Source organism: Schaalia cardiffensis, assembly GCF_016405145.1.
In the GTDB taxonomy this organism is placed as follows: Bacteria; Actinomycetota; Actinomycetes; order Actinomycetales; family Actinomycetaceae; genus Pauljensenia; species Pauljensenia cardiffensis.
Genome location: NZ_JAEKIA010000003.1, coordinates 145064 through 168656, shown reverse-complemented (window position 1 = coordinate 168656; position 23593 = coordinate 145064). Strand labels below are relative to the sequence as shown.

Below are 23593 nucleotides of genomic sequence, written 5' to 3'. Positions count from 1 at the left end.
TCACATGGATTTCATGAGCCGCGTGCTCGTGCTGGAAAACGGCGCTGAGGCGGGCCGGAGTGTCGGCGTGTTCGGCACGCTCGCCTGGGTCGTCCTGCCCTACCTCGCGATCGTCCTCCTTGTCGTCGGCCTCATCTGGCGCTACAAGACCGACCAGTACGGCTGGACCTCCCGCTCCTCGAACTGGAACGAGTCCGCGATTCTGCGCTGGTCCTCCCCCATGTTCCACTTCGGCATCCTGTTCGTCGGACTCGGCCACGTCGGTGGCCTCTTCGTCCCGAAGGCCTTGACTGAGGCCGTGGGCGTCTCCGAGGAGATGTACCACATGGGGGCGACCGTGGGCGGTAGCATCGCGGGCCTCGTCACGGTCATTGGCCTTCTCGGTCTGCTCTACCGTCGCATCTTCGTCAAGTCGGTGCGTCTGGCGACAACCCGCATGGACATCGTCACCTACGTGCTCTTGTGCCTGCCGATCGCCCTGGGCATCGTCGCGACCGTCATGCATCAGGTTGTTCCGAGCTTCTCCGGTCACGGTTACGACTACCGCGAGACGATCTCCGTATGGTTCCGCTCGATCCTCATGCTCTCACCCAAGCCCGAGTACATGCTTGATGTGCCCCTGAGCTTCCAGATGCACATCATCGCGGGCATGCTCCTGTTCTGCGTGTGGCCCTTCACGCGCCTCGTGCACGTCGCTTCTGCGCCGGTCGGCTACGTCACGCGCCCCTCGGTCGTGTACCGCTCGCGTGACGCGAAGCAACCCGTTGGGCGCAAGCGCGGCTGGTGAGCAGCACACACTCGGACGATTGCTTCTCCTTCCTCGCTTCCACTGAGCCCGTCCCTCCTCTTTTTTGAGGCATCAAGGCTGGTGAGTGCCCCTCGCCGGGGCGCGGGCGAGGAAGGAGAGTCGTCTCTCCTTCAGTTGTCACTCACCCCATGGCGCTGGCAGACTGAAATCCATTTCGTCCGTCCCTAATCGAAGAGGCTCCATGACGCGTGTCACTACCCGATCATTCGCCGACACCCTGTCGACGATGGCATCGCTCACCGCCGCGCAGCACTCCCTCCTCGAGAGGATCGCCGAGCACGAAACCCCCGTGACAGTCTCGGATCTTGCTGCCGAAGCAGAACTGCACGTCTCCTCCGTCCGGGAGACCCTGGATGCCCTCATGGCAATGGGCCTCGTGTCGCGCGAGCAGCTGCCCGCCCAGGGGCGAGGGCGCCCCGCCCTCGGCTATTCAACAACAACGCCGACGGACCCGGCCTTCCCCGCGCTCATGCTCAACCAGATGACGAGCGCGATCCTCGACGTACTCAGGGAAACCAATGACGACCCCGGAGCCATTGCCCGACTGATTGGCCGTAAGTGGGCTAATCATGCCCTCGAAGCCACCGGGATCCCCGATCATTCACATTTCACGCGTCTTCCCGAGGGCTTCACTCTTTCCAGCCATATGGGCAAGATCCGCATGTTCCTCTCGGCACTGGGTTTCGCTGCCTCACCGCTCCACGGGCATCCGACCTCGCTCGTCATGACGGCCTGTCCCTTCACGCATCCGGAAGATCCCGACCCCCTCGCCCTCGAATTGCGTCGAGGCCTCGTGGAACGCATCCTGGAGCGCACTGCTGTGGACTATGCGACCTGGACCTACGTGCCGGATGACAAGCAGCCGATGAGAGTGGTCGTCACTCTGAGTGAACGCATCACGAAACCCCTACGCGAAGCTCCGATGCTCGTGCGATTCTTCGGGGGCGCAGCTGAGGCTGCCGAAGCAGACGAGTTGGAGATCCCCGCCTCTTCCCTGCCGACAACCCTCGGCGTACTCCTCGGGATGCTCGCCGATTCACGTCCCGCCCTTGCACCGGTCCTCGAAGTCTCCACTTTCCTGCTGAACCGTAAACCCGCCGATCGGAACACTCCTTTGCGTCCCGGTCTGCAACTCGATGTGCTCCCACCCTTTGCAGGAGGTTGATCCACCACCATGAGCGCACAGATCTGCACATCCATCGTCGAGACTCCCCTCGACCCTGTTACCATTGAAGAGGCAGCCCGCCGCGCCGATTGCGGAGCCTTCGTCTCCTTCATCGGGGTTGTCCGCAACCATGACGACGGCGAAGGAGTGCAGGGCATCGACTATTCTGCTCACCCTCAGGCCGAAGAGATCCTCAAGGAACTCGTTGAGGACTTCGCCCGGCGCGAAGGCGTCCACCATATCGAAGCTCACCACCGAGTCGGCTCCCTTGGGATCGGCGATGAGGCCATGGTGATCGTCGTTGCCGCCGAACACCGGAGCCAAGCATTCACCACCTGCTCAGACCTGGTTGACGAAGTGAAAGTGCGCCTGCCGATCTGGAAGAAGCAGTTCCGTCTCGACGGCTCCCACGAGTGGTCGGGATTGCGGTGAGCCTCCCCCCGCTTCAGATTCCACTCCTACACCCGCCTCGGCCCGTGACTGCCTTGGAACGGGAGCGCTACGAGAAGAATCTGCTCGTTCCCGGTATCGGAGAAGCCGGGCAGGCCAGGCTCCTTGCATCCAGAGTCCTCGTCATCGGAGCGGGAGGCTTGGGTTCGCCCGTCCTGCTCTATTTGGCCGCAGCCGGAGTGGGCACAATCGGCATCGCAGATCCCGATGGCGTAGCTCCTTCGAATCTGCAGCGACAGATCATCCATTGCGAAGACTCGATTGGCAGCGCTAAGTCCCACTCCGCTGCCACCCGCCTCGCAGCCCTGAACTCTTCGATCACCGTGGAGACCTATGGGCGTATCACCCTGAAGTTTTTGCATGAGCACGGACGCGAATGGGACCTCCTCGTCGACTGCACTGATACCTTCGACTCGAAGTACCTCATCGCCGATTGGTGCAAAGAATCGGGGGTCCCGCTCGTATGGGGCACCGTCGTCGCCATGAACTACCAGGTCGCCTCCTTCTGGTCGGCCGCCCCCGCCCCCTACCCGCCAACTTCCCTCAGGTCTTTGCATCCGACTCCCCCCAAGCCCGGAACCACGCCCAGGGCCTCTTCCGTCGGGATCCTCGGGCCTGTGGCCGGGGAGGCGGGAACAATCATGGCCAGCGAAGCCGTCAAGCTCATCGCAGGCTTCGGGGACCCCCTCGTGGGCAGAGTCCTCGTCAGCGACGCTCTCAAGCGGCGCACCACGATCGTAGAATTCGCTGAACTACCAGGCGACTGAACCATCTCAACACAGTGTGCGCCCCCAGGGGGCGTCGGGAAGGGACCACCATGAGCCATCACGCCTCGCTGTCAATTGATGAGCACCGAGCCCTCGTTGAGGCCTCCTGCCCGATGCTCGACCCCGTGGAACTTCCCTTGGAAGAGTGCATTGGTGCCGTTGCAGCAGCCGATGTTCGCGCCCTTGTTCCCGTCCCCGCTTTCACGAACTCCGCGATGGACGGCTTCGCCCTTCGAGCAGCCGATCTCAAAGCCGAGGGGCCGACGATTCTTCCCGTCGCAGGTGATATTCCCGCAGGAGATACGAGGGAGAACCATCTCGAGCCGGGCACCGCGTGGCGCATCATGACCGGTGCCCCCGTTCCCGAGGGCGCCGACACCGTTGTGAAAGTCGAATGGACTGACCATGAGGCCGGTGTGTCATGCCCGCCCGAGCAGGTGCAGATCCTCAAGGCCCCCGTTCCCGGTGCAAATGTGCGTTTCAAAGGTGAAGGTGTCGACTGTGGAGACATTGTCATCCCCGCGGGCACGCCCCTGAGTGCAGGCACGATTGCCGCTGCCGCTTCCGTGGGAGTGGATCGTCTCCTCGTTCATCCGCGCCCTCGCGTCCTCGTCATCGCGACCGGCGCCGAACTTGTCGCCCCGGGCCAGCCCCTGGGCCCTGGTCGTATTCACGATTCGAATGGCCTGATGATGGCGGCACTCGCAAGCGAGGCCGGGGCGCACGTGGTGGGGACTTTCCTGTGCGGTGACGATCCCGAAGAGTTCACTCGGCTCATGGATTGCGCTCCTGAAGCCGATCTTGTCATTACCGCTGGTGGAGTCTCCCAGGGGGCTTTCGAGGTGGTGCGACGTGCTCTCGCAGATCGAGGACGTTTCCATCATGTCGCTCAGCAGCCGGGAGGCCCGCAGGGAGTTGGGCTCCTTCCGGTGGGGGCGAGCAAGAAACCGACGCTTGTACTGTGTCTACCCGGCAATCCGGTGAGCGTCTTCGTGTCCTTCCACGTGTACGTCGCTGGTCTGATCGCGCGCCTCGCAGGCCGGGTGTCTGATGCGCCGGGAGCTAGCGCGCCCAGGATGCTGCCCGGTATTGCTGCGAAGGGGTGGCGTTCGCCTGCGGGAAAGACTCAATTCGTGCCCGTGCGCCCGGCGGTGTGCGCGTCCGCTCAGCCCAGCGGGGCTTTTGTCCCCGCTGCTGGAGAGCCTCTTCGTGCTGGCAAGTCCCCTCGTGCGGGTGAGACTCTTCGTGCTGATGGTGACGCTCATCGTTGTGGTGGCGAACCGATCCTCGTTGAGCCCGTTCATATTCTCGGCTCCGGTTCGCACCTCACCGCTTCACTCGCTGTAGCCGAGTTCCTCGCCGTCATCGGCCCGGAGCACGAATCCGTCGCTGCGGGCGATACCTTCGAGCTCATTCCAATTCTCGGGCGCAATAGCCTGCACTGAAGGCTCCCCATCGAGCCCGCACACCTGGAAAGCCTGCACAGCTGAAAAGCCTTGACGCTTGGGAATCTGATTATTCAGGGCCCTTCACCGACAAGTCCCCACTCGTGTCGGCGCTGTGTTTTTCTCACCACAACTTCTCCCCTTCTTCGCTGCGCTCTTCGTCTTCACCGATGAACTCCGCGCGGCACAGTGAACTCATTCAAAGAAAGGCATGTGATGTCCGATATCGCACTCACTCACCTGCGCTCTGACGGCGCCGCATACATGGTTGATGTCACCGCGAAGGCACCGAGCATCCGTCAGGCGAGCGCAATTGCGCGAGTGGACTGCTCTCCTACTGTGATGACGGCGCTTCGTACGGGAAGCGTCCCGAAGGGTGACGTGCTCGCGGTGGCACGTGTCGCCGGTATTGCGGCCGCGAAACGAGTACCGGATCTGCTGCCCCTCGCGCACACGATCGGTGTTCACGGCTGCGAGGTCGACCTTGAGCTCGAAGACGACCATGTCGCGATCCGTTCAACTGTGCGCACTGCAGATCGGACGGGCGTGGAAATGGAGGCCCTGACCTCGGTGACGGTGTGCGCCCTCGCGCTGATCGACATGGTGAAGGGCGTTGACCGTTCCGCTCGCATCAGCGAAGCGAAGATCACCTCGAAGTCCGGTGGGCGTTCGGGAGAGTGGACCCGGCCCGAGGACTGAGCTCTCCTCAGAAAACCTGACTCTCCTTGCGGCCCCATTGGGACTTCAGTGGGGATACAATCGGCCTACGGGGTCTCTCATCAGTCTGCGGGGTCTGCTAACCACGTGCGAGAGGCCCCTCGGGGATTGTTCGGGACCCTCAGTGTTGTCTTACGGGGCCATTTCAGGCGGTGAGCTTCCTGCGCCACGATGTCACTGTGCGCCTGTGGGTCTGCGCGCCTGCGCCATTGTGCGTCTGCACCCCTCAGCGGGGATGGTCTCCTCCGGCGAGCTGATCGAGGATGTGCGCGACGAGGGGGCCGATCACCCCGACCGCATCCTTCACCCCGCCGCTCGAACCCGGAGCGTTCACGACGAGCACTCCCCCTGGAGCGCGAGAGGTCACGCCCACGAGGCCACGGCTCAATGCAGCCGCAGGGGCGTGGCCCTCGCCGGCCCGGCGCATCGCATCTTCAAGACCGTGGATTCGCGTGCTCAGTAGTGCTTCGGTTGCTTCGGGAGTGACATCGCGGGGGGCGAGGCCCGTTCCACCTGTCGTGAAAACGAGGCGAGCCCCCTCCTTGCTGGCGGAGACAATCGCCTCCTGGATCGCCTCGACCTCGTCGGGGACGAGGAGGAGCCTCGCTTCGATGCCGTAGTCGGCGAGCAGCCGAGCCGCAAGCGGGCCCGAGAGGTCTTCAGCGTTTCCTTGCGAACAGCGATCGGACACGGTGATGACGCACGCGGGAATCGTCGATTGAGGGGGTGATCCTGTCATGGTCCTCCGTTCGGCAGGCTTTGTGAGCAGTCGTCATCGCCTTGGATGTGCCGTAGCGCCTCGGCTGCACTGCATTCCTGGGAGGTATGCACGATTCACGCCTCAGCGCCTGCTCTCATCACCGCGCCGCGAGCGAACCGGAATCCCCGTGGCCGCGATACGCGCCTCCCGACTATTCGCGCTGCCTCCGCCGAAAGACTGGACTTGTCCTCGATGTGAGACGCGACGCTGCAGACGAGGAAGATCAGCCTGCGTTTTGAGCGGATCATCAGCAGGAATCGATGGCGGTGGTACCCGCGTGGAAGCCAGGTCAGCGGGAATCCCGAATTCGGAGGAGTGGTCCGCAAGGCTCGGTACCATAAGCGCGGACCTTGCCTGTGTTCCCCTTCCGCCTGCACCTTCAGGCTTGAGTTCGCTTGGAGTTTCGGCCTCTACCTTGAGCCGGGCCTGCGTCTTCTCCTCCTCGGCCTCGAGGGTGGGCCGCATATCAGCTTCACTTTCGGGGGAGTGAAAGGCCTCCTTATGCCCGTGAACATGCAAATCCGCAGCATCCTCGTGTGTGCTGCGCTGCACATGTGAAGGAGTCGGGGGCTCGTCCTCGTCCTTCTGTCCTAGGGCGCCATTTTGCCAAGAGGAGATAACGTCGAAACTGGGCGCGACCACCGGAGCGTCCGCCAAGGCCGCACGACCTGTTGGTTCGCCGGGTGTTTCACGGCATCCTTCAAAGAATGCCTTCAACTGGACGGTCGCCTCGGTGCCGAGAATTCCGCCGATCACCTCAACGCGATGATTCAGACGCGAATCATGCAGGACGTCGCGCAATGACCCCGCGGCCCCGGCCTTCGGGTCCCATGCTCCGAAAACGACACGATCAACGCGCGCGGCAATGGCAGCGCCCGCGCACATCGTGCAGGGTTCAAGAGTGACGACCAGAGTGCAACCCACAAGGTTCCAACGATTGAGGGTGCGCCCAGCCTCCCGCAGGGCCACGATCTCCGCGTGACCGCAGGGGTCGTGTTCGGCCTCGCGAACATTCCACCCCTTGCCGACGATCCGGCCAAGCGAGTCGATCACGACGGCGCCGACCGGCACGTCCCCCGACTCACGAGCACGGTTGGCCAAGAACAGGGCGCGACTCATCGCCTCGCGATAACGATCCATGGATGCCACGTCTCCAAGAGTAGCCGGACTTCACCATCTCAGAAGTCCCGTGCTGCCCCTGAGTGTCCTCGTTAAACGAGGGGATTCTTCCGCTGCCGGGGTGGTGTCCGCCTTGTTCGTACTCGGCTCGAAGGAAGTCCTTGCCGTGCCCCGTCCGCGCTACCCTTAAGGCATGCACCTTCATGTTGCGGACCACCCGCTGATCAACCATAAGCTCACCGTCCTCCGCGATCGTCAGACCCCCTCCGCGACTTTCCGTCAGCTCGTCGACGAGCTCGTCACCCTCCTCGCCTACGAGGCGACCCGTCAGGTGTCTGTCACCGAGACTGCGATCAACACCCCCGTCGCCCCGACTGTTGGCCGTAAACTCTCCGAGCCTCGTCCGATCGTTGTCCCTGTTCTTCGTGCCGGACTGGGCATGCTCGAAGGTATGACCCGCCTGCTACCGACAGCTGAGGTCGGATTCCTCGGTATGCGCCGCGACGATGACACCCTCGAGATCGAGACCTACGCGAACCGTCTTCCCGATGACCTGTCCGGGCGTCAGTGCTTCATTCTCGACCCGATGCTCGCCACCGGGCACACCATGGTTGCGGCGACGAACTACCTCTTCGAGCGCGGAGCAAAAGACGTCACCTGTGTGTGTCTTCTCGCAGCCCCTGAGGGTTTGGCCGTCTTGGAGAAGGCCGTCGGTGATCGAGGCGATGTGAATGTCGTTGTTGCCGCCGTTGACGACCACCTCAATGAGAAGTCCTACATCGTGCCCGGCCTCGGGGATGCGGGTGATCGTCTCTACGGCATCGTCGACTGAGATTCTGCGACTGAGATTCTGCGCAGAAACAGGGGTTCCGGGCGGAAGGTTTTCCGAACGGGAGGGTTTCCGTGCAGGGGAGGTTTCTGCGCAGGGAAACTTTCCGGGCAAGGGAGGTTTCCGAACAGGAAGCTGAGCGTGGTGCGCACAAGTTCTGCGCGCACACTTGAGTTGTGCGCACAAAGGCGAACAGATTCTTCTCCGGTGGCCTGAGTACTTACTGCGCTTTGTGAAGCTTTGGGCCCGTCCTCGATGATCGAGGGCGGGCCGCGTCTTCTTGCTTTACCCTCCGCACACTCACTTTGAGCTCCGGGGAATCACAACCACCTCTGCATGACGGTGACGGTCGACGTCTCATAACCGAGAGCCCTGTAGAAGTTCTGAATGCCTTCATTCGTGGCCCGCACCATGAGCATCGCTTTCGGAACTCCCCGCTCATCAAGCCACTCCTCCGCGGCGCGGACGAGGGCGGATCCCAGGCCGCGCCCCTGATGCTCGGGGCGCACCGCAAGGTAGTAGATCCAGCCGCGGTGCCCCTCGTGTCCCACCATGACGGTGCCGATAAGGCCGCTTGAAGCATCACCCGGAACCGGCTCCGCTCGGATGCCGAGAATTGTTGAGGAGGGGCCGCGAAGTGCGCGAAGAAAGTCTGCCTCGGGATCGTTGTAGGGGACCGTGAGCCCACATTCTGCCCACAAGTGCGTGGCGGCGGAAACGTCAGCCTCGTTAAGTTCAACGATCCCAGCTATGAACTGAGGACTCTTCACGGATACACTCCTCGCCGATTATCTCTCCAGCTGGCAACGCTCCATTCTGAACCTTGCCGCATTCGCTCATACTCTTCGCCACGCCCGTAGCGTAAACGAATCTGACTCTGCGCCGGTCTGAGGTGCTTGCGGAGCCTGTGAGGCCCGAGCCCGCACACCCCGACACGACGACGCCCGAAGCTCCCTCCCGATTTCGGAGCCTGGAGCTAATGAACCCCTCGATGCAGTTCTTCGTCTTCACACCCAAAAGGCTCGCTCCGCACGGTTCTTCACGCCCGAAGTGCTTGCTTCACAGCGCATGCCCTCAGGTTCGAAACGCCGCTCGCTCCACGATCGGCGCGAATTCCCATCAAGAGAGCACGCGCTTCGACATGGCGGTCCCCCACAATTGCAGGCGTCCACCCCGAATGTGCTGAAACATCTTTGTCTTGTCAACGGGATCAGGCCCCAATCTCCACCTCGTGAGAAGGATCGACAATCCACTCCGACCAGGACCCCGCGTACAGCGCCGGGAGCCTCAAACCCGCGACCGCTGCCGCGAGCACGGCGTGCGAGGCCTGAATCCCTGAACCGCAGTAGACACCGACCTCGGCCTCGTCAGTCGCACCGACTGAGGCGAACATCGTGCGAAGCTTGTGAGCGGGAAGGAAGGAGCCGTCCTCGTTGATGAGATTCAGGGCCGGGAAGGAGCGCGCACCCGGTATGTGCCCGGCGACCGGGTCGATCGTTTCGTCTTCACCGCGGAAGCGATTCGCGGGACGAGCATCAAGGAGGACCCCCTCTGAAGAGATCCGGGCTGCGCCCACGGCATCAACGCTCGGGAGTAATCCGGTGGCGGCTGTGAAGGACCCGGGAATGGGGGCGACCTCTCCCGTTTCGATGGGCAGGGCTGCATCCACCCATGCCCGCCAACCGCCGTCGAGGACGCGAACGTTCTCGTGCCCAGCATTGCGCAGCAGCCACCAGCATCGGGCTGCCGCAATCGACTTCCAATCGTCGTAGATCACCACCGGCCTGCCCTTACGAAGCCCTGCTGCGCGCATCGCCTTCTCGAAGACATCAAGGGAGGGCAGCGGGTGGCGGCCCGTCACTCCGGGGATGTGCGGGGCGGCCAAAGCCTCGTCCATCGAGATGTAGCAGGCCGAGGGGATGTGCCCCTCGAGGTACTGGAGGTGCCCATTGATCAGCGAGCCTGGACCCGGGTAGCGGACATCGAGGATGAGAACCTGCTCGGCCACATCGCGAGCGATCGTGTTCTCGAGCTTATTCGGGGTAAGAGGGCGGGAGGTTGGATCGCGGGCGATCGTGTGCTTGGACTTATTCAGGGCGAGAGGGCGGGTGGTCGAATTGCGAGCGATGCTCTGCTCAGCATCGTCGGCAGTGAAAGGGACATTGAAAGGCTCGGGAGAGCTATGCGGGCCTGGAGCAGAAGAGGAGTGGTCCGGGGCTGAGTGGTCGGAGAAGTCCGCTGTTGTGTCGTGATCTGAGCTGCTTGGAGTCAAGGCGTCGGAGCTCTCGAACAGGGAGGCCAGCTCAGCGGCGTTGATTAACGGGGAATTCTTCATGGCGCAACCGTATCGAAGCTGCGGAGTCCTCAGGCGAATATCCGACAAGGGAAACCTCTGCAGCACGCCCTCAGAATCTCGCCTCACATAAGTGGAGGGGATGACGACTTGTGGAGGGGATATCACCCCTCCACTTGCAGCCAAAGCCTCCGCCACGCGTCAAACCCTCCACAAAGAAGTGGCCTATAGCCGAGGAGCCCACCACCGAGCCCCTCACCAAAGCCACCACTGCCGGGCCCACAGCCGAAAACCCTTCCGTGCCCCTTCGAGACTCCCGCCGAGACTCCCACTGAAGGGTCGCACGCTCACCACGAAATGACCGTGGGGCCCGCCCGAAAAGAGCGGGCCCCACGGGGCGTTTATTCAGTTGAGGCTCCGGCGGATTGAGGCTCTGGCGCATTAAGGCCCTGGCCCGTTGAAAGTCTCTTCAGTTAAGGCTCCGGCCGCCCGAGATTACCGAAGCAAGGCGTCCACCTCCCTCGCCCACCACTCGGGGCAAGAGAGTCTCTTAACCAACCAGAATCCCCTCAGCCGATCAAAAGCCTCTCGACCGATCAGAAAGCCGGGATGACGGAGCCGTCGTCCCAGGTCTGTTCGATGTACTGCTTGACCTGGTCGGAGTGGAGCAGATCCTCAAGCTTCTTGACGGCGTCGAGCTTCTTCGTGTTGTTCGCCCAGGCGAGGATGTTCACGGCAGGGTTGTTCTCAGGGGATTCGACGACGATCGCGTCCTTGGGGCTCAGGCCCCCTTCCTGTGCGAAGTTGCCGTTGATGATTGCGACGTCCACATCGGCGAGGGAACGCACGAGCTGCGGGCCCTGGACCTCCTTGAACTCGAACTTCTTCACCTTGGTGACCGTGTGGACATTGGCGTCGGAACCATCGGTCGGCAGGGTGACGAGCCCCTGCTCGGCAAGAAGGGCAAGTGCACGGGACTGATTGGTGACGTCGTCAATGATGCCGATGGTCGCACCCTCGGGAAGCTGATCAAGGGACTTGAGCTTCTCGGAATAGACTGCAAGAGGCTCAAGGTGAATACCCTTGCCCGCGGTGAACTCGTAGCCGTTCTCCTCGGCCTGCTGCTCGAGGTAGGGGACGGTCTGGAAGAAGTTCGCGTCCAGATCACCGGACTTGAGGGCCTCGTTCGGCTGGATGTAGTCGGTGTATTCGACGATGTCGAGGTCGATGCCCGCCTCGGCGGCGAGGTTTTCGTCAACGTACTTGAGGATCTTCGCGTGCGGTGAAGGGGAGGCACCGACCTTCAAGGTGACGACGCCCGAAGCGTCGGCTCCGTTCGTGGAGTCCGCCTTGTCGGCGTTCGAGGAGCAGGCCGAAAGGCCGAGGGCGAGGGCTGCGGCCGCAGAAGCGGCGAGGATTTGACGGAAGTTGCGCATGATGGGTCTCTTTCGTTGTGTCGCGACTGATCCGGGAGTACCTATCGGCGTGTTCCCAGTTCTTCGGCGAAGCTGTGTATGCGGGCATGGTAGCCCGCTTTGCGGGTCGGGGGCATTCGCCCTCGTCCATGGGTGAGTGTCGGAAGAAGATAGTCGTGCTGGGCCAGGATCTCACCCGGCTGGCAGTCGCCTCAGCGGTGGTCCACCAGCCGGGAAATCATGTCTCCGAACATCTGGACGATCTGAACGATGACAATGATCGCGAGAACCGTGACGATCATGACGTCATCTTGGAAACGGTTGTAGCCGTAGTTCATGGCCATCTGCCCGAGGCCACCGCCGCCAAGCGCTCCGGCAATCGCGGAATAGCCGATGAGTGTGATCGCGAGTGTCGTGATCGACTGCACGAGGGCGGGGGCTGCTTCACGGACCTGGACGCCCCAGCGGATCTGCCGGTTAGAGGCGCCCATCATCTGAGCGGCCTCGATTTTTCCTGCGTCGACGGCGAGGATGTTCGATTCGACGAGTCGAGCGAAGAATGGGACCGAGAGGATCACGAGGGGAACGACGGTCGCTTGCCACCCGAGGGTCGTGCCAACGATCAAGCGTGTCAGGGGTAAGAGCACGATAGCGCCGATGAGGAAGGGGAAGGATCGGACGACGTTGACGACGGCCGAAGCGAATTGGTAGATGCTGCGGTTCGGTGTGAGGCCCGACTTGCCGGTCTGCACGAGCAGAAGACCGAGAGGCAGGCCGATGAGGACCGTGAATACCGTCGCGAAGAACATCATCGCGAGGGTGTCGAGGGTCGCGGGAATGAATTCCTTGGTCAACGCCGGGTTATCGAGCCACTTCGGGTCGTTCTTCCCGGTGGGGACAAGCAGTGCAAGCTGGTTCGCCGCGGATGCGAGGCTGGGAAGCGTCAGGCTCATGCGGACCTCATTTCGGCGTAAATGTTCTGCTCACGAAGCTTGTCGATGATCTTCTGTGCATGGTAGGAGGGCACTGAGAGTGCGAGTCTTCCGACCTGGGTGGAGCCCATGGATTCGAAGGTTCCGGCTGTGACGTCCGCGCCCATTGAGGAGGTGAGGTTGAGGACGGTCGCACCGGTGGGAACACCTGGGTGCGAGGTGAAGATGACATCGAGGAGACTGGTGTCTCCGCGCAGGTCTGCCTCGTCGACGCTGGGGGCGGGAATGAGTTCGCGCGACAGGGGACTCGTCGGGTCAGCGATGACCTCTTCAATGGCGCCGGTCTGGATGATTGTTCCGTGCCCGAGGAGGGTAACGGAGTCGCAGATTTCACGGACGACGGCCATTTCGTGGGTGATGACGAGGACGGTGACGCCTTCAGAGTCGCGGACTCGAGTGAGCAGGTCAAGGATCTGACGGGTGGAGTCGGTGTCGAGGGCGGAGGTCGGCTCGTCGCAGAGCAGGACGGCGGGATTGTCGGCGAGTGCGCGGGCGATGCCGACGCGTTGGCGCTGTCCTCCGGAGAGCTGTGAGGGGTAGGAGTTGCCGCGTCCCGCGAGGCCGACGAGGGAGAGGAGTTCGGCGACTCGGGTCTTCACCTGTGCTTTCGGCACTCCGGCGAGTTTCAGCGGATAGCCGATGTTCTCGGCGGCGGTGCGGCCGTCGAGGAGGTTCGCCGATTGGAAGACCATGCCAATGTGACGACGGGCTTCACGCAGCTTCTTGCCACGTAGTTGTGCAAGATCAAGACCATCGACGACGATCGACCCTTCAGTCGGATGTTCGAGGGCGGTGAGACAGCGGATGAGGGTCGATTTACCGGCGCCGGATTGTCCGACGATGCCATGGATGGAGCCGCGGTCGACGTGGAGCGTGACATTGTCGAGGGCGACGACTTCGTTGCCGCCCTTGACGGAGTACACCTTACGGACTCCGTTCAGGTCGATCATGACGCCCTCCGTGTCGTGTCTTAGCGCTTCTCAGGCCGCGGTTGTGCACCCTGTTGTGGATGAGTTCAGCATAGGGGGCTCTTTTGGGGGACCCAAATCTTGTGTTACATTCCCCCACTATTCGGAATCGAATGGCTGTTGATCTGCGATGATAATGCTTCATCCCCGTGAGGCGTGTGCCACTGAGAACGTGAGAAGCTCCCTGGAGACAGGGCTAGCTCGCTGAGAAGACGAACTTGCCAAGAGCTAAAGCGAAGAAGAGGGCGATGAGGGCACCCGCCCACACGCCAAGGAGCAGGGCGAAGGATGCGGCTCGTCTGCCCGAACGCCATAAGGTCCATGAGTCCATGACTGCGGTGGAAAAGGTTGTGAAACCTGCGAGGAATCCGCTTGAAACGACGAGCCTCAGCTCCGAGTCAATCATTGGTGCAGCGATGAGGAGTCCGAGGAGGAAGGATCCGAGGACATTGACCAGGCCAATGCCAAGCATTGGAGCGAATAGCGGTTTTCGGGTTTCTTCTTGTGGCTCTCCATCGTGGGGGTGGTGTTCTTCTCGAATGGGGTTCCCAAGGGGGCTCTTTGGGAGATTGCCCTTCTCGCCAGGGCGTTGCTCGTGCCTGTGTTGAAGGCGTTTCTTGTGGCTGTGTTGAGGGCGTTGTTCGAGACTGTATTGAAGAGGCTTTTCGGGGCTGTGCTGAGAGTGTTTGTCGAAGCGGCGGGCAATGAGGCTGCGCACTTCGAGGTCGAACTTCCATCGGGACACAGCCCCGAGAGCACCGCCGAAGGCCAGGGCGATCCAGACAAGCAGACTCGTCATTCCAAGCCCCCTGTTTCGCAAACCTCAGCGTCCTTCGAGGGGGATTTTGTCTTCGCTGCACCATCCCTTCGCGTCTCAGCCACTGCCGCCAGCTTCTTCACAAGCCTCCAGCCTCCAGCCGCTGAGATGACGCCGAGAAGAAGCATGAGAAGAGAAGCCGCTGCGGTGCTGAGGATCGTGGTGACGTTAGGTGTCCGTATCATCGCCGTTGCGCTGGCAGCGATGAGGGTCCCATAGGTTGTGAAAGCTCCGGCGAATCCTGTTGCCGCGAGGAGTCTCAGGCGCAGAAGTTGTGGAGTGGGCTCCGTTTTGCGAGTGAGGAAGGCTGAAAGAGCACCGAGGAAGAATGCTCCGCCCAGGTTCGCCAGGAGCGTCGACCAGGGGAGCAGCATGAAAGAAGCAAGGAAGCCCGAGTAGGGGAAGAGTTCCGCGAGCGCGTCAAGGCCTGCTCGTGCGAGCGCCCCCGCAGCGCCTCCTGTGGCTACGAAAACCCACTCCGGCAGGGACTTTTCCCGTGTTTTCACACGCTTCGCTCCGGGCGAGGGGTGGGCGAAAGAGTTCACCTCGGAAGTCTACGTCCGCCTTCGTGCCACCCGAGCCTCGCAAAGCCTGGGCATTACGCCTGCTGACACGCACTCTCCTTTTTCCCTCGCTATTCCTGCACTATCTGCCAGCGCCTCATCTGCTTAGTGAGTAGTCCGCTTTTCGGTCACTTTACCTTCATCGTCTCTTTTCCAATGCCTTCCCCTGCGCCCTTCCATTTGAGCAGCCCCCTTCCCGACGCCTTCTCCTTCTGGCCTTCCATCTGAGCAGCCTCGTTCCCGACGCCTCCCTCTTCTGGCATTCCGCCCACACTGCCCGCTTGCGAACGCTCCAGTTGCGGCCAGCACCTTCGAATGCTTCATGAGCAGGTCTTCATCTGCTGCCCCAGACTCTTCACCACCCGTTCGCACATAGCCCTCTTCGGACCCCCTCGCCGCCCGCCACGAAGCTTCGCCAGAAGTCTTCACCCACCCGCTTGCGCATATCCCGTCTTGAGACACCCCGCCTACGCCACCCATTTCCGTCCCTCCGTCTTTCGGCACCCGCTTTAGACTGAAGACATGCTCCTCGCCTTCGCCGTCGCCCCGACCACGACCTCCAGCGCCGAGGGCGCCGTCACCTCGGCTGTCGCCCGCGCCGTGAAGATCGTGCGCGAATCGGGACTGCCCTACGAAACGACATCCATGTTCACCACTATCGAGGGCGAATGGGATGAAGTCATGTCCGTCGTGAAAGCCGCCACCGACGCGGTTGCCGAGGTGTCTCCCCGCGTCTCCCTCGTTATCAAGGCCGATATCCGTGCGGGTCGCAGCGATGAGATGCACGGCAAACTGGAACGCCTCGAGAGCGCGATCGCAGAGCTCGGTTGATCGCACGATTATTCTCCTTGCCTTGAGCATCGTCCTATGAGCATGAATCCGATTGAAAACTTTGAGCATCCAACATCCGTTTCCCCGGATGCGGCTCCCGTTGAGGTCTCCGGCTCGCCTCATGTCTTAGACAGTCACGTCTTAGCGAGCAGACAGGCCGAGTCGACTTTCTCTCCGCCCCCGGCCTCGTCACTACCGCCAGGTCACTCCTCGGTTTCATCTTTGCCACCAGGCCCGCTTTCACTCGCGGTATCCTCTCCAGCTCCGCTCTCCTCCCAAGCCCCGGCCTCTTCCCAGGATTCACTCCCAGCCTCCGCTCTGGCCTCGTCCTCGCCTTCGCCCTCGTCCTCGTCAGTAGGTGTGGGAACGGGCCGTTTCGCACCCTCGCCGACAGGAGATCTCCACCTCGGGAACCTGCGGACGGCGATCTTGTCCTGGGTGTGGGCAAGACGCACAGGGCGCGCCTTCGTCCTGCGGCTGGAAGACATTGATCGCGTACGTTCGGGCAGCGCGGAACGCCAGATCGCCGATCTTCATGCCATCGGGATCGACTGGGACGGCGAGATCCTCGTGCAATCAACCCGGCATGAGGCGCACACCGCCGCACTCGATGATCTTGCTGCGAAAGGTCTGCTCTTCGAATGCTATTGCTCTCGCAAAGACATCCGCGAAGCCGCCTCCGCTCCACACGTCCCACCAGGCCACTACCCGGGGACCTGCTTGCATCTTTCCGAGGACGAGCGCCAAGCGAAAAGGGCGGAACTTGCAGCCGCGCACCGCTTGCCCGCGCTACGCCTCCGAGCACCCGCATCGCGGTGGACCGTGTTCGACGAGCTTCACGGCGAGTACACGGGCCCGGTCGATCATTTCGTCGTGCGGCGCAGCGACGGTGTGCCCGCATACAACCTCGCAGCAGTCGTCGACGATGGATTCCAGGGCGTCGACCAGGTCGTACGAGGAGACGACCTTCTCTCACAGACCCCCGCGCAAGCGGCGTTAGCGACTCTGCTCGGGATTCCTGTTCCTGTTTACGTCCACGTCCCACTCGCGCTAGCCCCCTCGGGTGCGAGGCTCGCAAAGCGCGATGGAGCCGTTACCCTCGAGGATCTGGCTGCCCTGGGGTGGTCGCCTGCGGATGTTCTCGAATGGATCGGACATTCTTTGGGCGTATCGGGGGCGAGGACGGCTGCAGATCTTCTCGATGCCCTCAGCATGGATCGCCTGCGCGCGATGCCCTTGGATCCGTGGGTGGTCACCCCGCCCACAGGAGGACCTCAAGGTGCGTAGCTCGCTGCCCAGGCTGGAGATGTCCGTCACCCCGTCCAGGGGAGGACCTCAAGGCTCGGGATAGGTCGGAAGGCTTACCGACTCGTGCTCACCCCGCCACGGGTGAGTCTGAAGAAGCGCGGAATCTTTACTTTCGCGACGTGTTGAGTCGCCCCATTTGCGGGCGGATCTGGGCAAATCTTCCGAGGTGAGGGGTTGACCTTTCCGAACTCGAGCGAGTGTTCCTAATGGAGGGGTTGACGACAAGTGGAGGGGTTATTCCCCTTTCTCACGTCGTCAACCCCTCCACTCACGAGAGCCTCAACTGGGCATCGCACCCCGAGGAGCCTCCGCCCCGCCACTAGAACCCAGCCACCACTGGGCGCCAGAAGGTCGCCGCGCTGCGCGCCCGTTCAAAGGACGCCTCCACCACTAGAAGCCAACCCCACCACTGGGCGCCAACCCCACCACTAGGCGATTGTGGGCCCCGTCCTCACGTCAAAAGCCTCCCCCGAAGGGACTTCATCAAGAGGCCACCGCGATAACGCAGTCTCCCAGGGAAAGTAACTCCTCGTGGCAGACTTACCGCATGGACTTTTTCCAGAAGCTCTTCGGCCACAAGGAGCCGACGCTGATCCTCGCCGAATCCGAGAACTGGACTTCCCTGCCCTGGACCGAGAAACTGCAAAAGGCACTCGACAAGCGCGCAAAGAAAGAGAAATGGGCCGAAGCCCTCGGTCAAACCCACGAATTCGTCTGTCTTCTCATTGTGCATGGGAACTTCTCCAAGGGGACTCTTGAGGTCAACAGTCTTGGCTCCCCGATCGCAATGCTCCCCCATGAGCTCGTTGACGACCTCCTCGAGCGCATGCGAGCTGATTCGGGGCTGAGGATGACGGCAGTGAAGGCTCGCGCGACTCGCGACGAGGACGGACGCCTTGCCGTCGAAGTGAATGTCTAATGCCGTGAACGTCTAATGCCATCGAAACGAATGTTCGAGCGCGAGCCTGAAGAAGTCATCTTCCTCGCGATCACTCCCCGGTGAAAGGAATCCACCACAGACACAAGGAGGCCGCGTTCGATCGTCGCGTCGGCGGTGTTGAGAACCTGTCCCCGCCACGGGCACAAAGAGACCGCTCCCACTAGGAAAGGCCAGCACGAGCACGGAAAGGCTGCACAGGCATGAGGAAGTTGGCACAGGCACGAAGAAACTGGGAAGGGACGCATCCATGTCTCAAAGCCCACTGACACACTCCGGCAGCATGACCCCGAAGAGATAGAGCCCGGCGGCATGACTCGAGGACATGCAGCCCTGCGACAAGGGCCTGCGGCGATATCAACCTCCACCGATGTGCCCGAAAAGACGTGCCCGTGCCGCTAGTCCCTAAAGATCCAGGTCAAACCAACACGTTTTGTCCTATAGCCCACGCCTTATCCGATCTCCAAGCTGGCCCACCCAACTTCAACACCATTTTCCCGCACCGCACAGCCAGAAAGTCCAGATCGAACCAAGGTACTGTGTCCTAGAACCCCGGGTTGTCCTGTACCCCACATTCTGGCCGACATCTCCCGCTGTAGATCGCGGACTTGTCAGGACTGGCGCGACTCTCAATGACGACCAACCCCAGCACTCGTGAAGGGAGGATTCAATGGGGAGCGACGGTCGGAGAGCGAAGGCCCAGAAAAACGCAGAACCCCCACCGGTGGATCGCACCGAGGGGGGCCGCTGCGCGCTCGAAGGGACTCGAACCCCCAACCTTCTGATCCGTAGTCAGATGCTCTATCCATTGAGCTACGAGCGCATCGCCGTTTGGCTGACGCCAACTGTACGCGCCTCTACGTCGAAAAGGCAAAACGAGAAGGCCTTTCCCGCTGGAGGTTTCGATCACACTCCAACAAACAGGGCCCCACCAGGAAAGAGCACGAGACGGATACTTGACACTCGCCTGTGAACACACATCGGAGCCCAAACCCCGGATACGTCCACAAGTCGGACACTGAGCCTCCACCTGCGGCCACAAGCCGGACACCAGACGCACACAAGTCGGACGAGTCAAACTGCGACCTGGGGTGTTCCCCAAGAGCCACGGCATACGGTTCGACTTGTGGACAGCCACACCCGAACGGAGGCGTACCTTCGAGTCACTATCCCTCAAGAATGGGATTCATAGGCGTGACTCATCACGCGAAAGATGGGGAGTATGCAAAGGATCCCCCACGCACCCGGCAGCGCACCCTTATCCTTGCTGCCTTCCGGCCCTGGGGAGGTTCGGATGATACCGTCACGTGGAGGATCGGCCTTTAGTCTACATGGAGCCGCGAAGAGCGCGCGAACCGACGGGGTCACAGAACACCAAACCACCAAGGACCCGCCGCCCCTGTACACACATTTCTGGCTCTCACCCGCTCACCCACCACCCGCTCACCCCGCAGGGTCCCAGGACACGCGAAAACAACGAAAAGCCCCGGAATCCCAAGGATTCCGGGGCTACTCCGCGGAGGATGGGGGATTCGAACCCCCGAGGGCTTGCACCCAACACGCTTTCCAAGCGTGCGCCATAGGCCACTAGGCGAATCCTCCAGCTGCGCCGAAGCACCTGACCATCCTAAACGGAAAGCAGAGGAAAACACCAACCGCTCAGCCTCGCCAAACCCATGACCTCGCTCACGCACCTCCGAGGCGAGGAAACACGCTTTGAGGGGAAATCGACGAGCTAGCCACACGAATGTCGTACGAGGACACGCTGATACCGGTATTCGCGGACTCTTGACGAGTCACCCGCACGAATGTCGCACTCTTGATCGCCCCCGAAGCCCGGGAGCAACACGCCAAGGCCCACCGACAGCCTTTTCTCCGTGCACTCAAGGATCCTTCGTCTCTCAACCTCGCGCCCGGCCTGATCGCGGCCCATTCCTCCACGTACTCAAAGATCCTTCATCCTCGGCGATGACGTAGTGATCAACACCGCGCTCGTCTCTAGGCTTCCAAAGAGGCGTCGGACACGAGTGGAGACGAGGGGCGATTCCACCTCCTCCCTCCACACGCTCAGCTGATGCTTCCGGCGTTGTTCTTCACTGACGAGGACGGAACTAAGTTCGGCTGAGCAGTCGACCTTCTGCTCACTTTCATACTTCACTGACGAGGACGGGGCCTGGACAGCACCTTCACAGGTGAAGCCCAGACGAGATGAAATCCAGGGCCCTTCTCGCGAGCATCATCAAAACCCTGGGAGTGGGCTGCCGAGAAGAAGAGGGAAAGCACAGACCGTCACTTGAAAGGACGCAAGGAGACCGCCCCGAAAAAGAAGAGTCCGCGCTGAACGAAGAGTCAGCGCTGAACGAAGAGTCAGCGATCAGGCAGAGTCAGCGGTAGAGCTTGACGAAGTTCGCCGCGACTTTACCCGCTTGATGGCGGGCCTCGCCCAGATGCGCAATGTGGGAAAGGGAGTCGAGATCATCAGTACCCGGATACCCGGCATCCTCGTAACGCTCAAGCACCATTCGGATCGCGTCCGAATCAATCTCAGGATTGAACTGAGTCGCATAGAAGTCCTTCGCGAGCTTGACCATCTGCACAGGACAGGTGATCGACTTCGCGAGAAGCACCGCACCTTCAGGCAGCTCCTCGGCGGCCTCGTTATGAGAAACAAAAGTCATGAAGGAACGCGGGAATCCGGCAAGGAGAGGCTCCTCGAAAGCGGCCTCAGTGAGGAATATTTCCGTCAGCTGTGGATACTCCGCCCACCTGCGCGTCACGGTGCCCCCCATGAGAACGGTCGCAACTTCAGCCCCATAACCTGTCGTGAGACAGGGCGTCCCAGCTTCAACGATCTGCGCGAGGAGCCTGCACAACTCTGCTTCGGCGCGCTTTTGGCTCGGCGATTTCGTTTCGTCGGGCGTGGTCGTGCCGTACACGGAGCCCGCAACGATGATCCCGGCGTAGGCGCGCACATTGATCTCAGGAAGGCCCAGCATATCCAGGCGGACTTGCTCCAACTCCTCGGGCTCAAGGCCCGTCACCTTCAAGAAGGAGGCGTACTCAGCAGCAACCGCCTCGTCTTCAGGACGCGTAGAAACCAAGAGAAAGGAGTTCATACCCCAAGAATAAGTAAAGAAGGTCGCGAGGGCGAGGGCGTTCATTTAGAGGACACTCGCACTCTGGAAGCCCCTGTAACCGCAGGAGCCCCGACAGGTCCAGGAAGGCCACGCGTCCCCAGGAACACCCCACAAGCTGGGGGCGCCCGCAAGTCCAGGAATACCCTGAGCTCGAGAAGTTCTTCTTCGAGGAGCTCCCCCTGGAAGCCCCTGCGGGCCGAGGGTGCAGCGCGCGCTCCAGCTGGACCACCTAGAAGGGGTCTGGGGTCTCCGCAGGCCGAGAGCGCACCACCATCACGACCAAGGGCGCACCAGCAGTCCAGCGCCAGAGCGCCAGACCGCACCATCAATCCAGCGCCAGACCTCACCACCAATCCAGCGCTAGAGCCAGAGCGCCAGTCCGCCATTGGAACGTCTCCAGGAGATGCGAGCACACACGCCACCTATTGACGAGCCCAAGCAAGTCCGATTCACGAGCCCAAGCAAATCCGAGCAGATGGGGGCCAAACAGGACCAGCGATAGGGACAGGGACGGGGGAATCCTCACAGAACCGCACTCAGTGCGAATCCGCAGGATTCGAGTCGGTATCCTGATGTTCCGACCGGTGAAACGGCCATATGCCCATCGACTGATCGGAGAGCTCTTTCATGAGCGACAACTCTCGCGGATTGTTCCGCTGGACCCTGCACGGCGACGGATCCACTATTTCCCCCGGCGAAGTCGTCGCCGCAGGTGAACGACTGTCCTGGCCCCGTACCATTGGCATCGGCGCTCAACACGTCGTCGCAATGTTCGGCGCGACCTTCCTCGTCCCGCTCCTCACCGGCTTCCCCCCGGCGACCACCCTGTTCTTCAGCGCCATCGGCACCCTCCTCTTCTTCCTCATCACAGCGGGCCGCCTCCCCTCCTACCTCGGCTCCTCCTTCGCACTCATCGCGCCGATCATCGCCGTATCCGAAACCTTGGGCATGAACTACGCCCAAGGTGGCATCATCGCAACCGGCGCAACCCTCGCCCTCGTCGGCCTGATCGTCCACTTCGCGGGAGTGCGCTGGATCGACGCCCTGATGCCCCCGGTCGTCACCGGCGCAATCGTGGCGCTCATCGGCTTGAACCTCGCGCCCGCCGCGTGGAACAACGTCAAAACCGCGCCCCTCACCGCCCTCATCACAATCGTGTCGATCTGCCTGATCACGGTCCTCTTCAAGGGCATCATCGGACGCCTGTCGATCCTCTTCGGAGTCCTCATCGGCTACGGGGCCGCGATCGTCCAGAACCAGGTCGACTTCTCCGCGATCTCCGAGGCCGCATGGTTCGGCCTCCCGCAGTTCCACGCCCCCGCTTTCGACCCCTCAACTCTGGGCCTGTTCGTGCCCGTCGTCTTCGTCCTCGTCGCTGAGAACGTCGGCCACGTGAAATCCGTGTCCGCCATGACCGGCGAGAACCTCGACGACGTCACCGGCCGCGCTCTCTTCGCCGACGGCATCTCAACCGTCCTCGCAGGCTCGGGCGGAGGTTCGGGTACGACCACCTACGCGGAGAACATCGGCGTCATGGCCGCGACCCGCGTCTACTCGACCGCAGCCTACGTCGTCGCCGCCTTCGTTGGTCTGGCCCTGTCCCTCCTGCCGAAGTTCGGTGCGATCATCGCGACAATCCCGGCGGGCGTGCTCGGCGGCGCGGGCACCGTCCTCTACGGCATGATCGGCATGCTCGGCGTGCGCATCTGGGTCCAAAACCGCGTAGACTTCTCAAACCCGGTGAACCTCAACACCGCGGCCGTCTCCCTCGTTGTCGCGATCGCGAACTTCACCTGGAACATCGGCGAAATGTCCTTCGAGGGCATCGCTCTGGGCACTGGGGCCGCGATCCTCATTTACCACGTCATGAACTGGATTTCGAAGGTGCGCGGCACCAACCTTGAGCAGGCCTCCCCCGCTTCGGCGCCCGCAGGAACCGAGCTCGAGTCCGAGGCGTACTCCACTCGCCACAAGGCGACGCCGCCGAAAGCCTGATTACGAAGGCTTCTCTTCACGGCTCCCATCACGGTGATCATCCGCACATGAGGATGCGCTCACAGAGCCTCATATGAGGACCAGGACGAAGAGAATCCATTGAGATCACAGCCCTGCTCTGACTCGAAGAGGACCGGCCGATCCCACTCGGGGTCGGCCGGTTCCGCATTCTTCGCCGCGCTTGAAACGATGAAAGATGCGACAGTGAGTGACGAGGACGGGGCCACGCGCTCGAAGCAGAAACGAGAAGAACACCAATCCGCACATGCATCGGCTC

At 61.8% G+C, this 23593-nt stretch carries 23 protein-coding genes, 2 tRNA genes and 1 other RNA gene; 11 read left to right on the top strand and 15 right to left on the bottom strand.

Translation table 11 applies throughout. From position 1 onward, the window contains the following. Nucleotides 1–13: 13 nt before the first annotated feature. The 6 genes from narI to moaC all read left to right on the top strand — a co-directional run bounded on the left by narI (nucleotide 14) and on the right by moaC (nucleotide 5334). Nucleotides 14–787, top strand: a complete 774-nt coding sequence (gene narI, locus JFX23_RS03030; protein ID WP_416153019.1) for a respiratory nitrate reductase subunit gamma — start codon at nucleotides 14–16, stop codon at nucleotides 785–787. Nucleotides 788–989: 202 nt separating this feature from the next. After that, nucleotides 990–1973 carry a MarR family transcriptional regulator gene (locus tag JFX23_RS03025; RefSeq protein WP_198775653.1) on the top strand — a complete coding sequence of 328 codons (984 nt, stop codon included), beginning with the start codon at nucleotides 990–992 and terminating at the stop codon, nucleotides 1971–1973. Nucleotides 1974–1982: 9 nt separating this feature from the next. Then, a complete protein-coding gene (locus tag JFX23_RS03020) occupies nucleotides 1983–2405 on the top strand; it encodes a molybdenum cofactor biosynthesis protein MoaE (RefSeq protein ID WP_198775652.1) in 423 nt (140 codons plus the stop codon). Between the two features lie 44 nt (nucleotides 2406–2449). Next, entirely contained in the window at nucleotides 2450–3190 is a 741-nt protein-coding gene (locus tag JFX23_RS03015) for a HesA/MoeB/ThiF family protein (RefSeq protein ID WP_332874663.1), read from the top strand. Nucleotides 3191–3240: 50 nt separating this feature from the next. After that, nucleotides 3241–4635, top strand: coding sequence for a molybdopterin molybdotransferase MoeA (locus JFX23_RS03010; RefSeq protein WP_198775651.1), 1395 nt, complete (start codon nucleotides 3241–3243; stop codon nucleotides 4633–4635). Nucleotides 4636–4851: 216 nt separating this feature from the next. Next, nucleotides 4852–5334 (top strand): cyclic pyranopterin monophosphate synthase MoaC, encoded by a 483-nt coding sequence (moaC, locus tag JFX23_RS03005; RefSeq protein WP_233050515.1) that lies wholly within the window; start codon nucleotides 4852–4854, stop codon nucleotides 5332–5334. A 244-nt stretch (nucleotides 5335–5578) separates the two neighbouring features. Here the strand turns inward: moaC and JFX23_RS03000 are convergent, their stop codons facing one another. Both JFX23_RS03000 and tadA read right to left on the bottom strand, forming a co-directional pair. Further along, nucleotides 5579–6091, bottom strand: a complete 513-nt coding sequence (locus JFX23_RS03000; protein ID WP_198775650.1) for a MogA/MoaB family molybdenum cofactor biosynthesis protein — start codon at nucleotides 6089–6091, stop codon at nucleotides 5579–5581. A gap of 102 nt (nucleotides 6092–6193) precedes the next feature. Beyond that, a complete protein-coding gene (tadA, locus tag JFX23_RS09325; RefSeq protein WP_233050535.1) occupies nucleotides 6194–7252 on the bottom strand; it encodes a tRNA adenosine(34) deaminase TadA in 1059 nt (352 codons plus the stop codon). A gap of 172 nt (nucleotides 7253–7424) precedes the next feature. On the opposite strand from tadA, the gene upp reads away from it, so the two are divergent. Further along, nucleotides 7425–8063 carry a uracil phosphoribosyltransferase gene (gene upp / locus JFX23_RS02990; protein ID WP_005963104.1) on the top strand — a complete coding sequence of 213 codons (639 nt, stop codon included), beginning with the start codon at nucleotides 7425–7427 and terminating at the stop codon, nucleotides 8061–8063. 317 nt (nucleotides 8064–8380) lie between these two features. Here the strand turns inward: upp and JFX23_RS02985 are convergent, their stop codons facing one another. From JFX23_RS02985 to JFX23_RS09485, 8 genes are all read right to left on the bottom strand, one after another. Then, nucleotides 8381–8830 carry a GNAT family acetyltransferase gene (locus tag JFX23_RS02985; RefSeq protein ID WP_198775649.1) on the bottom strand — a complete coding sequence of 150 codons (450 nt, stop codon included), beginning with the start codon at nucleotides 8828–8830 and terminating at the stop codon, nucleotides 8381–8383. 440 nt (nucleotides 8831–9270) lie between these two features. After that, nucleotides 9271–10395, bottom strand: coding sequence for a sulfurtransferase (locus JFX23_RS02980; RefSeq protein WP_198775648.1), 1125 nt, complete (start codon nucleotides 10393–10395; stop codon nucleotides 9271–9273). A gap of 554 nt (nucleotides 10396–10949) precedes the next feature. Further along, nucleotides 10950–11789 (bottom strand): MetQ/NlpA family ABC transporter substrate-binding protein, encoded by an 840-nt coding sequence (locus JFX23_RS02975; protein WP_198775647.1) that lies wholly within the window; start codon nucleotides 11787–11789, stop codon nucleotides 10950–10952. A 191-nt stretch (nucleotides 11790–11980) separates the two neighbouring features. Continuing rightward, a complete protein-coding gene (locus JFX23_RS02970; RefSeq protein WP_198775646.1) occupies nucleotides 11981–12721 on the bottom strand; it encodes a methionine ABC transporter permease in 741 nt (246 codons plus the stop codon). Beyond that, the gene (locus JFX23_RS02965) at nucleotides 12718–13710 is read right to left on the bottom strand and encodes a methionine ABC transporter ATP-binding protein (protein WP_198775645.1); all 993 of its coding nucleotides are present in this window, start codon (nucleotides 13708–13710) and stop codon (nucleotides 12718–12720) included. The genes JFX23_RS02970 and JFX23_RS02965 overlap by 4 nt, the downstream gene beginning before the upstream one ends. A 214-nt stretch (nucleotides 13711–13924) precedes the next feature. Next, a complete protein-coding gene (locus JFX23_RS09320; RefSeq protein WP_233050514.1) occupies nucleotides 13925–14527 on the bottom strand; it encodes a fluoride efflux transporter FluC in 603 nt (200 codons plus the stop codon). Next, the gene (locus JFX23_RS02955; RefSeq protein ID WP_198775644.1) at nucleotides 14524–15090 is read right to left on the bottom strand and encodes a CrcB family protein; all 567 of its coding nucleotides are present in this window, start codon (nucleotides 15088–15090) and stop codon (nucleotides 14524–14526) included. The genes JFX23_RS09320 and JFX23_RS02955 overlap by 4 nt, the downstream gene beginning before the upstream one ends. A gap of 146 nt (nucleotides 15091–15236) precedes the next feature. Next, nucleotides 15237–15371, bottom strand: a complete 135-nt coding sequence (locus JFX23_RS09485; RefSeq protein WP_269815646.1) for a hypothetical protein — start codon at nucleotides 15369–15371, stop codon at nucleotides 15237–15239. Between the two features lie 259 nt (nucleotides 15372–15630). Between JFX23_RS09485 and JFX23_RS02950 the strand changes: the two genes are divergently transcribed. After that, nucleotides 15631–15939, top strand: a complete 309-nt coding sequence (locus JFX23_RS02950) for an MTH1187 family thiamine-binding protein (protein WP_198775643.1) — start codon at nucleotides 15631–15633, stop codon at nucleotides 15937–15939. Between the two features lie 203 nt (nucleotides 15940–16142). Here JFX23_RS02950 and JFX23_RS09585 read toward each other — a convergent pair whose 3' ends face one another. Then, the gene (locus JFX23_RS09585; RefSeq protein ID WP_198775690.1) at nucleotides 16143–16394 is read right to left on the bottom strand and encodes a hypothetical protein; all 252 of its coding nucleotides are present in this window, start codon (nucleotides 16392–16394) and stop codon (nucleotides 16143–16145) included. Between JFX23_RS09585 and gluQRS the strand changes: the two genes are divergently transcribed. Together gluQRS and JFX23_RS02935 are read left to right on the top strand one after the other, a co-directional pair. Next, nucleotides 16300–17226, top strand: coding sequence for a tRNA glutamyl-Q(34) synthetase GluQRS (gene gluQRS, locus JFX23_RS02940; protein WP_198775684.1), 927 nt, complete (start codon nucleotides 16300–16302; stop codon nucleotides 17224–17226). The two genes, JFX23_RS09585 and gluQRS, sit on opposite strands and share 95 nt — an antisense overlap. 568 nt (nucleotides 17227–17794) lie before the next feature. Further along, nucleotides 17795–18166 carry a hypothetical protein gene (locus JFX23_RS02935; RefSeq protein WP_198775642.1) on the top strand — a complete coding sequence of 124 codons (372 nt, stop codon included), beginning with the start codon at nucleotides 17795–17797 and terminating at the stop codon, nucleotides 18164–18166. 768 nt (nucleotides 18167–18934) lie between these two features. Here JFX23_RS02935 and JFX23_RS02930 read toward each other — a convergent pair. The 4 genes from JFX23_RS02930 to JFX23_RS02915 all read right to left on the bottom strand — a co-directional run bounded on the left by JFX23_RS02930 (nucleotide 18935) and on the right by JFX23_RS02915 (nucleotide 21300). Continuing rightward, a tRNA-Arg gene (locus tag JFX23_RS02930) sits at nucleotides 18935–19007 on the bottom strand. A 401-nt stretch (nucleotides 19008–19408) separates the two neighbouring features. Next, nucleotides 19409–19504: signal recognition particle sRNA small type (gene ffs, locus JFX23_RS02925), an RNA gene on the bottom strand. Between the two features lie 197 nt (nucleotides 19505–19701). Beyond that, nucleotides 19702–19786: transfer RNA gene (locus JFX23_RS02920), tRNA-Ser, on the bottom strand. Nucleotides 19787–20568: 782 nt separating this feature from the next. Next, nucleotides 20569–21300 carry a glutamine amidotransferase-related protein gene (locus tag JFX23_RS02915; RefSeq protein WP_233050513.1) on the bottom strand — a complete coding sequence of 244 codons (732 nt, stop codon included), beginning with the start codon at nucleotides 21298–21300 and terminating at the stop codon, nucleotides 20569–20571. Between the two features lie 648 nt (nucleotides 21301–21948). Here JFX23_RS02915 and JFX23_RS02910 point away from each other — a divergent pair. Further along, the gene (locus JFX23_RS02910; RefSeq protein WP_198775640.1) at nucleotides 21949–23316 is read left to right on the top strand and encodes a uracil-xanthine permease family protein; all 1368 of its coding nucleotides are present in this window, start codon (nucleotides 21949–21951) and stop codon (nucleotides 23314–23316) included. The last annotated feature ends 277 nt before the right edge of the window (nucleotides 23317–23593 follow it).

Coding starts and splice junctions, on each gene's coding strand:
- narI (WP_416153019.1), top strand. CDS start 14: ATGAGCCGCGTGCTCGTGCTGGAAAACGGCGCTGAGGCGGGCCGGAGT.
- JFX23_RS03025 (WP_198775653.1), top strand. CDS start 990: ATGACGCGTGTCACTACCCGATCATTCGCCGACACCCTGTCGACGATG.
- JFX23_RS03020 (WP_198775652.1), top strand. CDS start 1,983: ATGAGCGCACAGATCTGCACATCCATCGTCGAGACTCCCCTCGACCCT.
- JFX23_RS03010 (WP_198775651.1), top strand. CDS start 3,241: ATGAGCCATCACGCCTCGCTGTCAATTGATGAGCACCGAGCCCTCGTT.
- moaC (WP_233050515.1), top strand. CDS start 4,852: ATGTCCGATATCGCACTCACTCACCTGCGCTCTGACGGCGCCGCATAC.
- JFX23_RS03000 (WP_198775650.1), bottom strand. CDS start 6,091: ATGACAGGATCACCCCCTCAATCGACGATTCCCGCGTGCGTCATCACC.
- tadA (WP_233050535.1), bottom strand. CDS start 7,252: ATGGATCGTTATCGCGAGGCGATGAGTCGCGCCCTGTTCTTGGCCAAC.
- upp (WP_005963104.1), top strand. CDS start 7,425: ATGCACCTTCATGTTGCGGACCACCCGCTGATCAACCATAAGCTCACC.
- JFX23_RS02980 (WP_198775648.1), bottom strand. CDS start 10,395: ATGAAGAATTCCCCGTTAATCAACGCCGCTGAGCTGGCCTCCCTGTTC.
- JFX23_RS02975 (WP_198775647.1), bottom strand. CDS start 11,789: ATGCGCAACTTCCGTCAAATCCTCGCCGCTTCTGCGGCCGCAGCCCTC.
- JFX23_RS02970 (WP_198775646.1), bottom strand. CDS start 12,721: ATGAGCCTGACGCTTCCCAGCCTCGCATCCGCGGCGAACCAGCTTGCA.
- JFX23_RS02965 (WP_198775645.1), bottom strand. CDS start 13,710: ATGATCGACCTGAACGGAGTCCGTAAGGTGTACTCCGTCAAGGGCGGC.
- JFX23_RS09320 (WP_233050514.1), bottom strand. CDS start 14,527: ATGACGAGTCTGCTTGTCTGGATCGCCCTGGCCTTCGGCGGTGCTCTC.
- JFX23_RS09485 (WP_269815646.1), bottom strand. CDS start 15,371: ATGCCAGAAGAGGGAGGCGTCGGGAACGAGGCTGCTCAGATGGAAGGC.
- JFX23_RS02950 (WP_198775643.1), top strand. CDS start 15,631: ATGCTCCTCGCCTTCGCCGTCGCCCCGACCACGACCTCCAGCGCCGAG.
- JFX23_RS02935 (WP_198775642.1), top strand. CDS start 17,795: ATGGACTTTTTCCAGAAGCTCTTCGGCCACAAGGAGCCGACGCTGATC.
- JFX23_RS02915 (WP_233050513.1), bottom strand. CDS start 21,300: ATGAACTCCTTTCTCTTGGTTTCTACGCGTCCTGAAGACGAGGCGGTT.
- JFX23_RS02910 (WP_198775640.1), top strand. CDS start 21,949: ATGAGCGACAACTCTCGCGGATTGTTCCGCTGGACCCTGCACGGCGAC.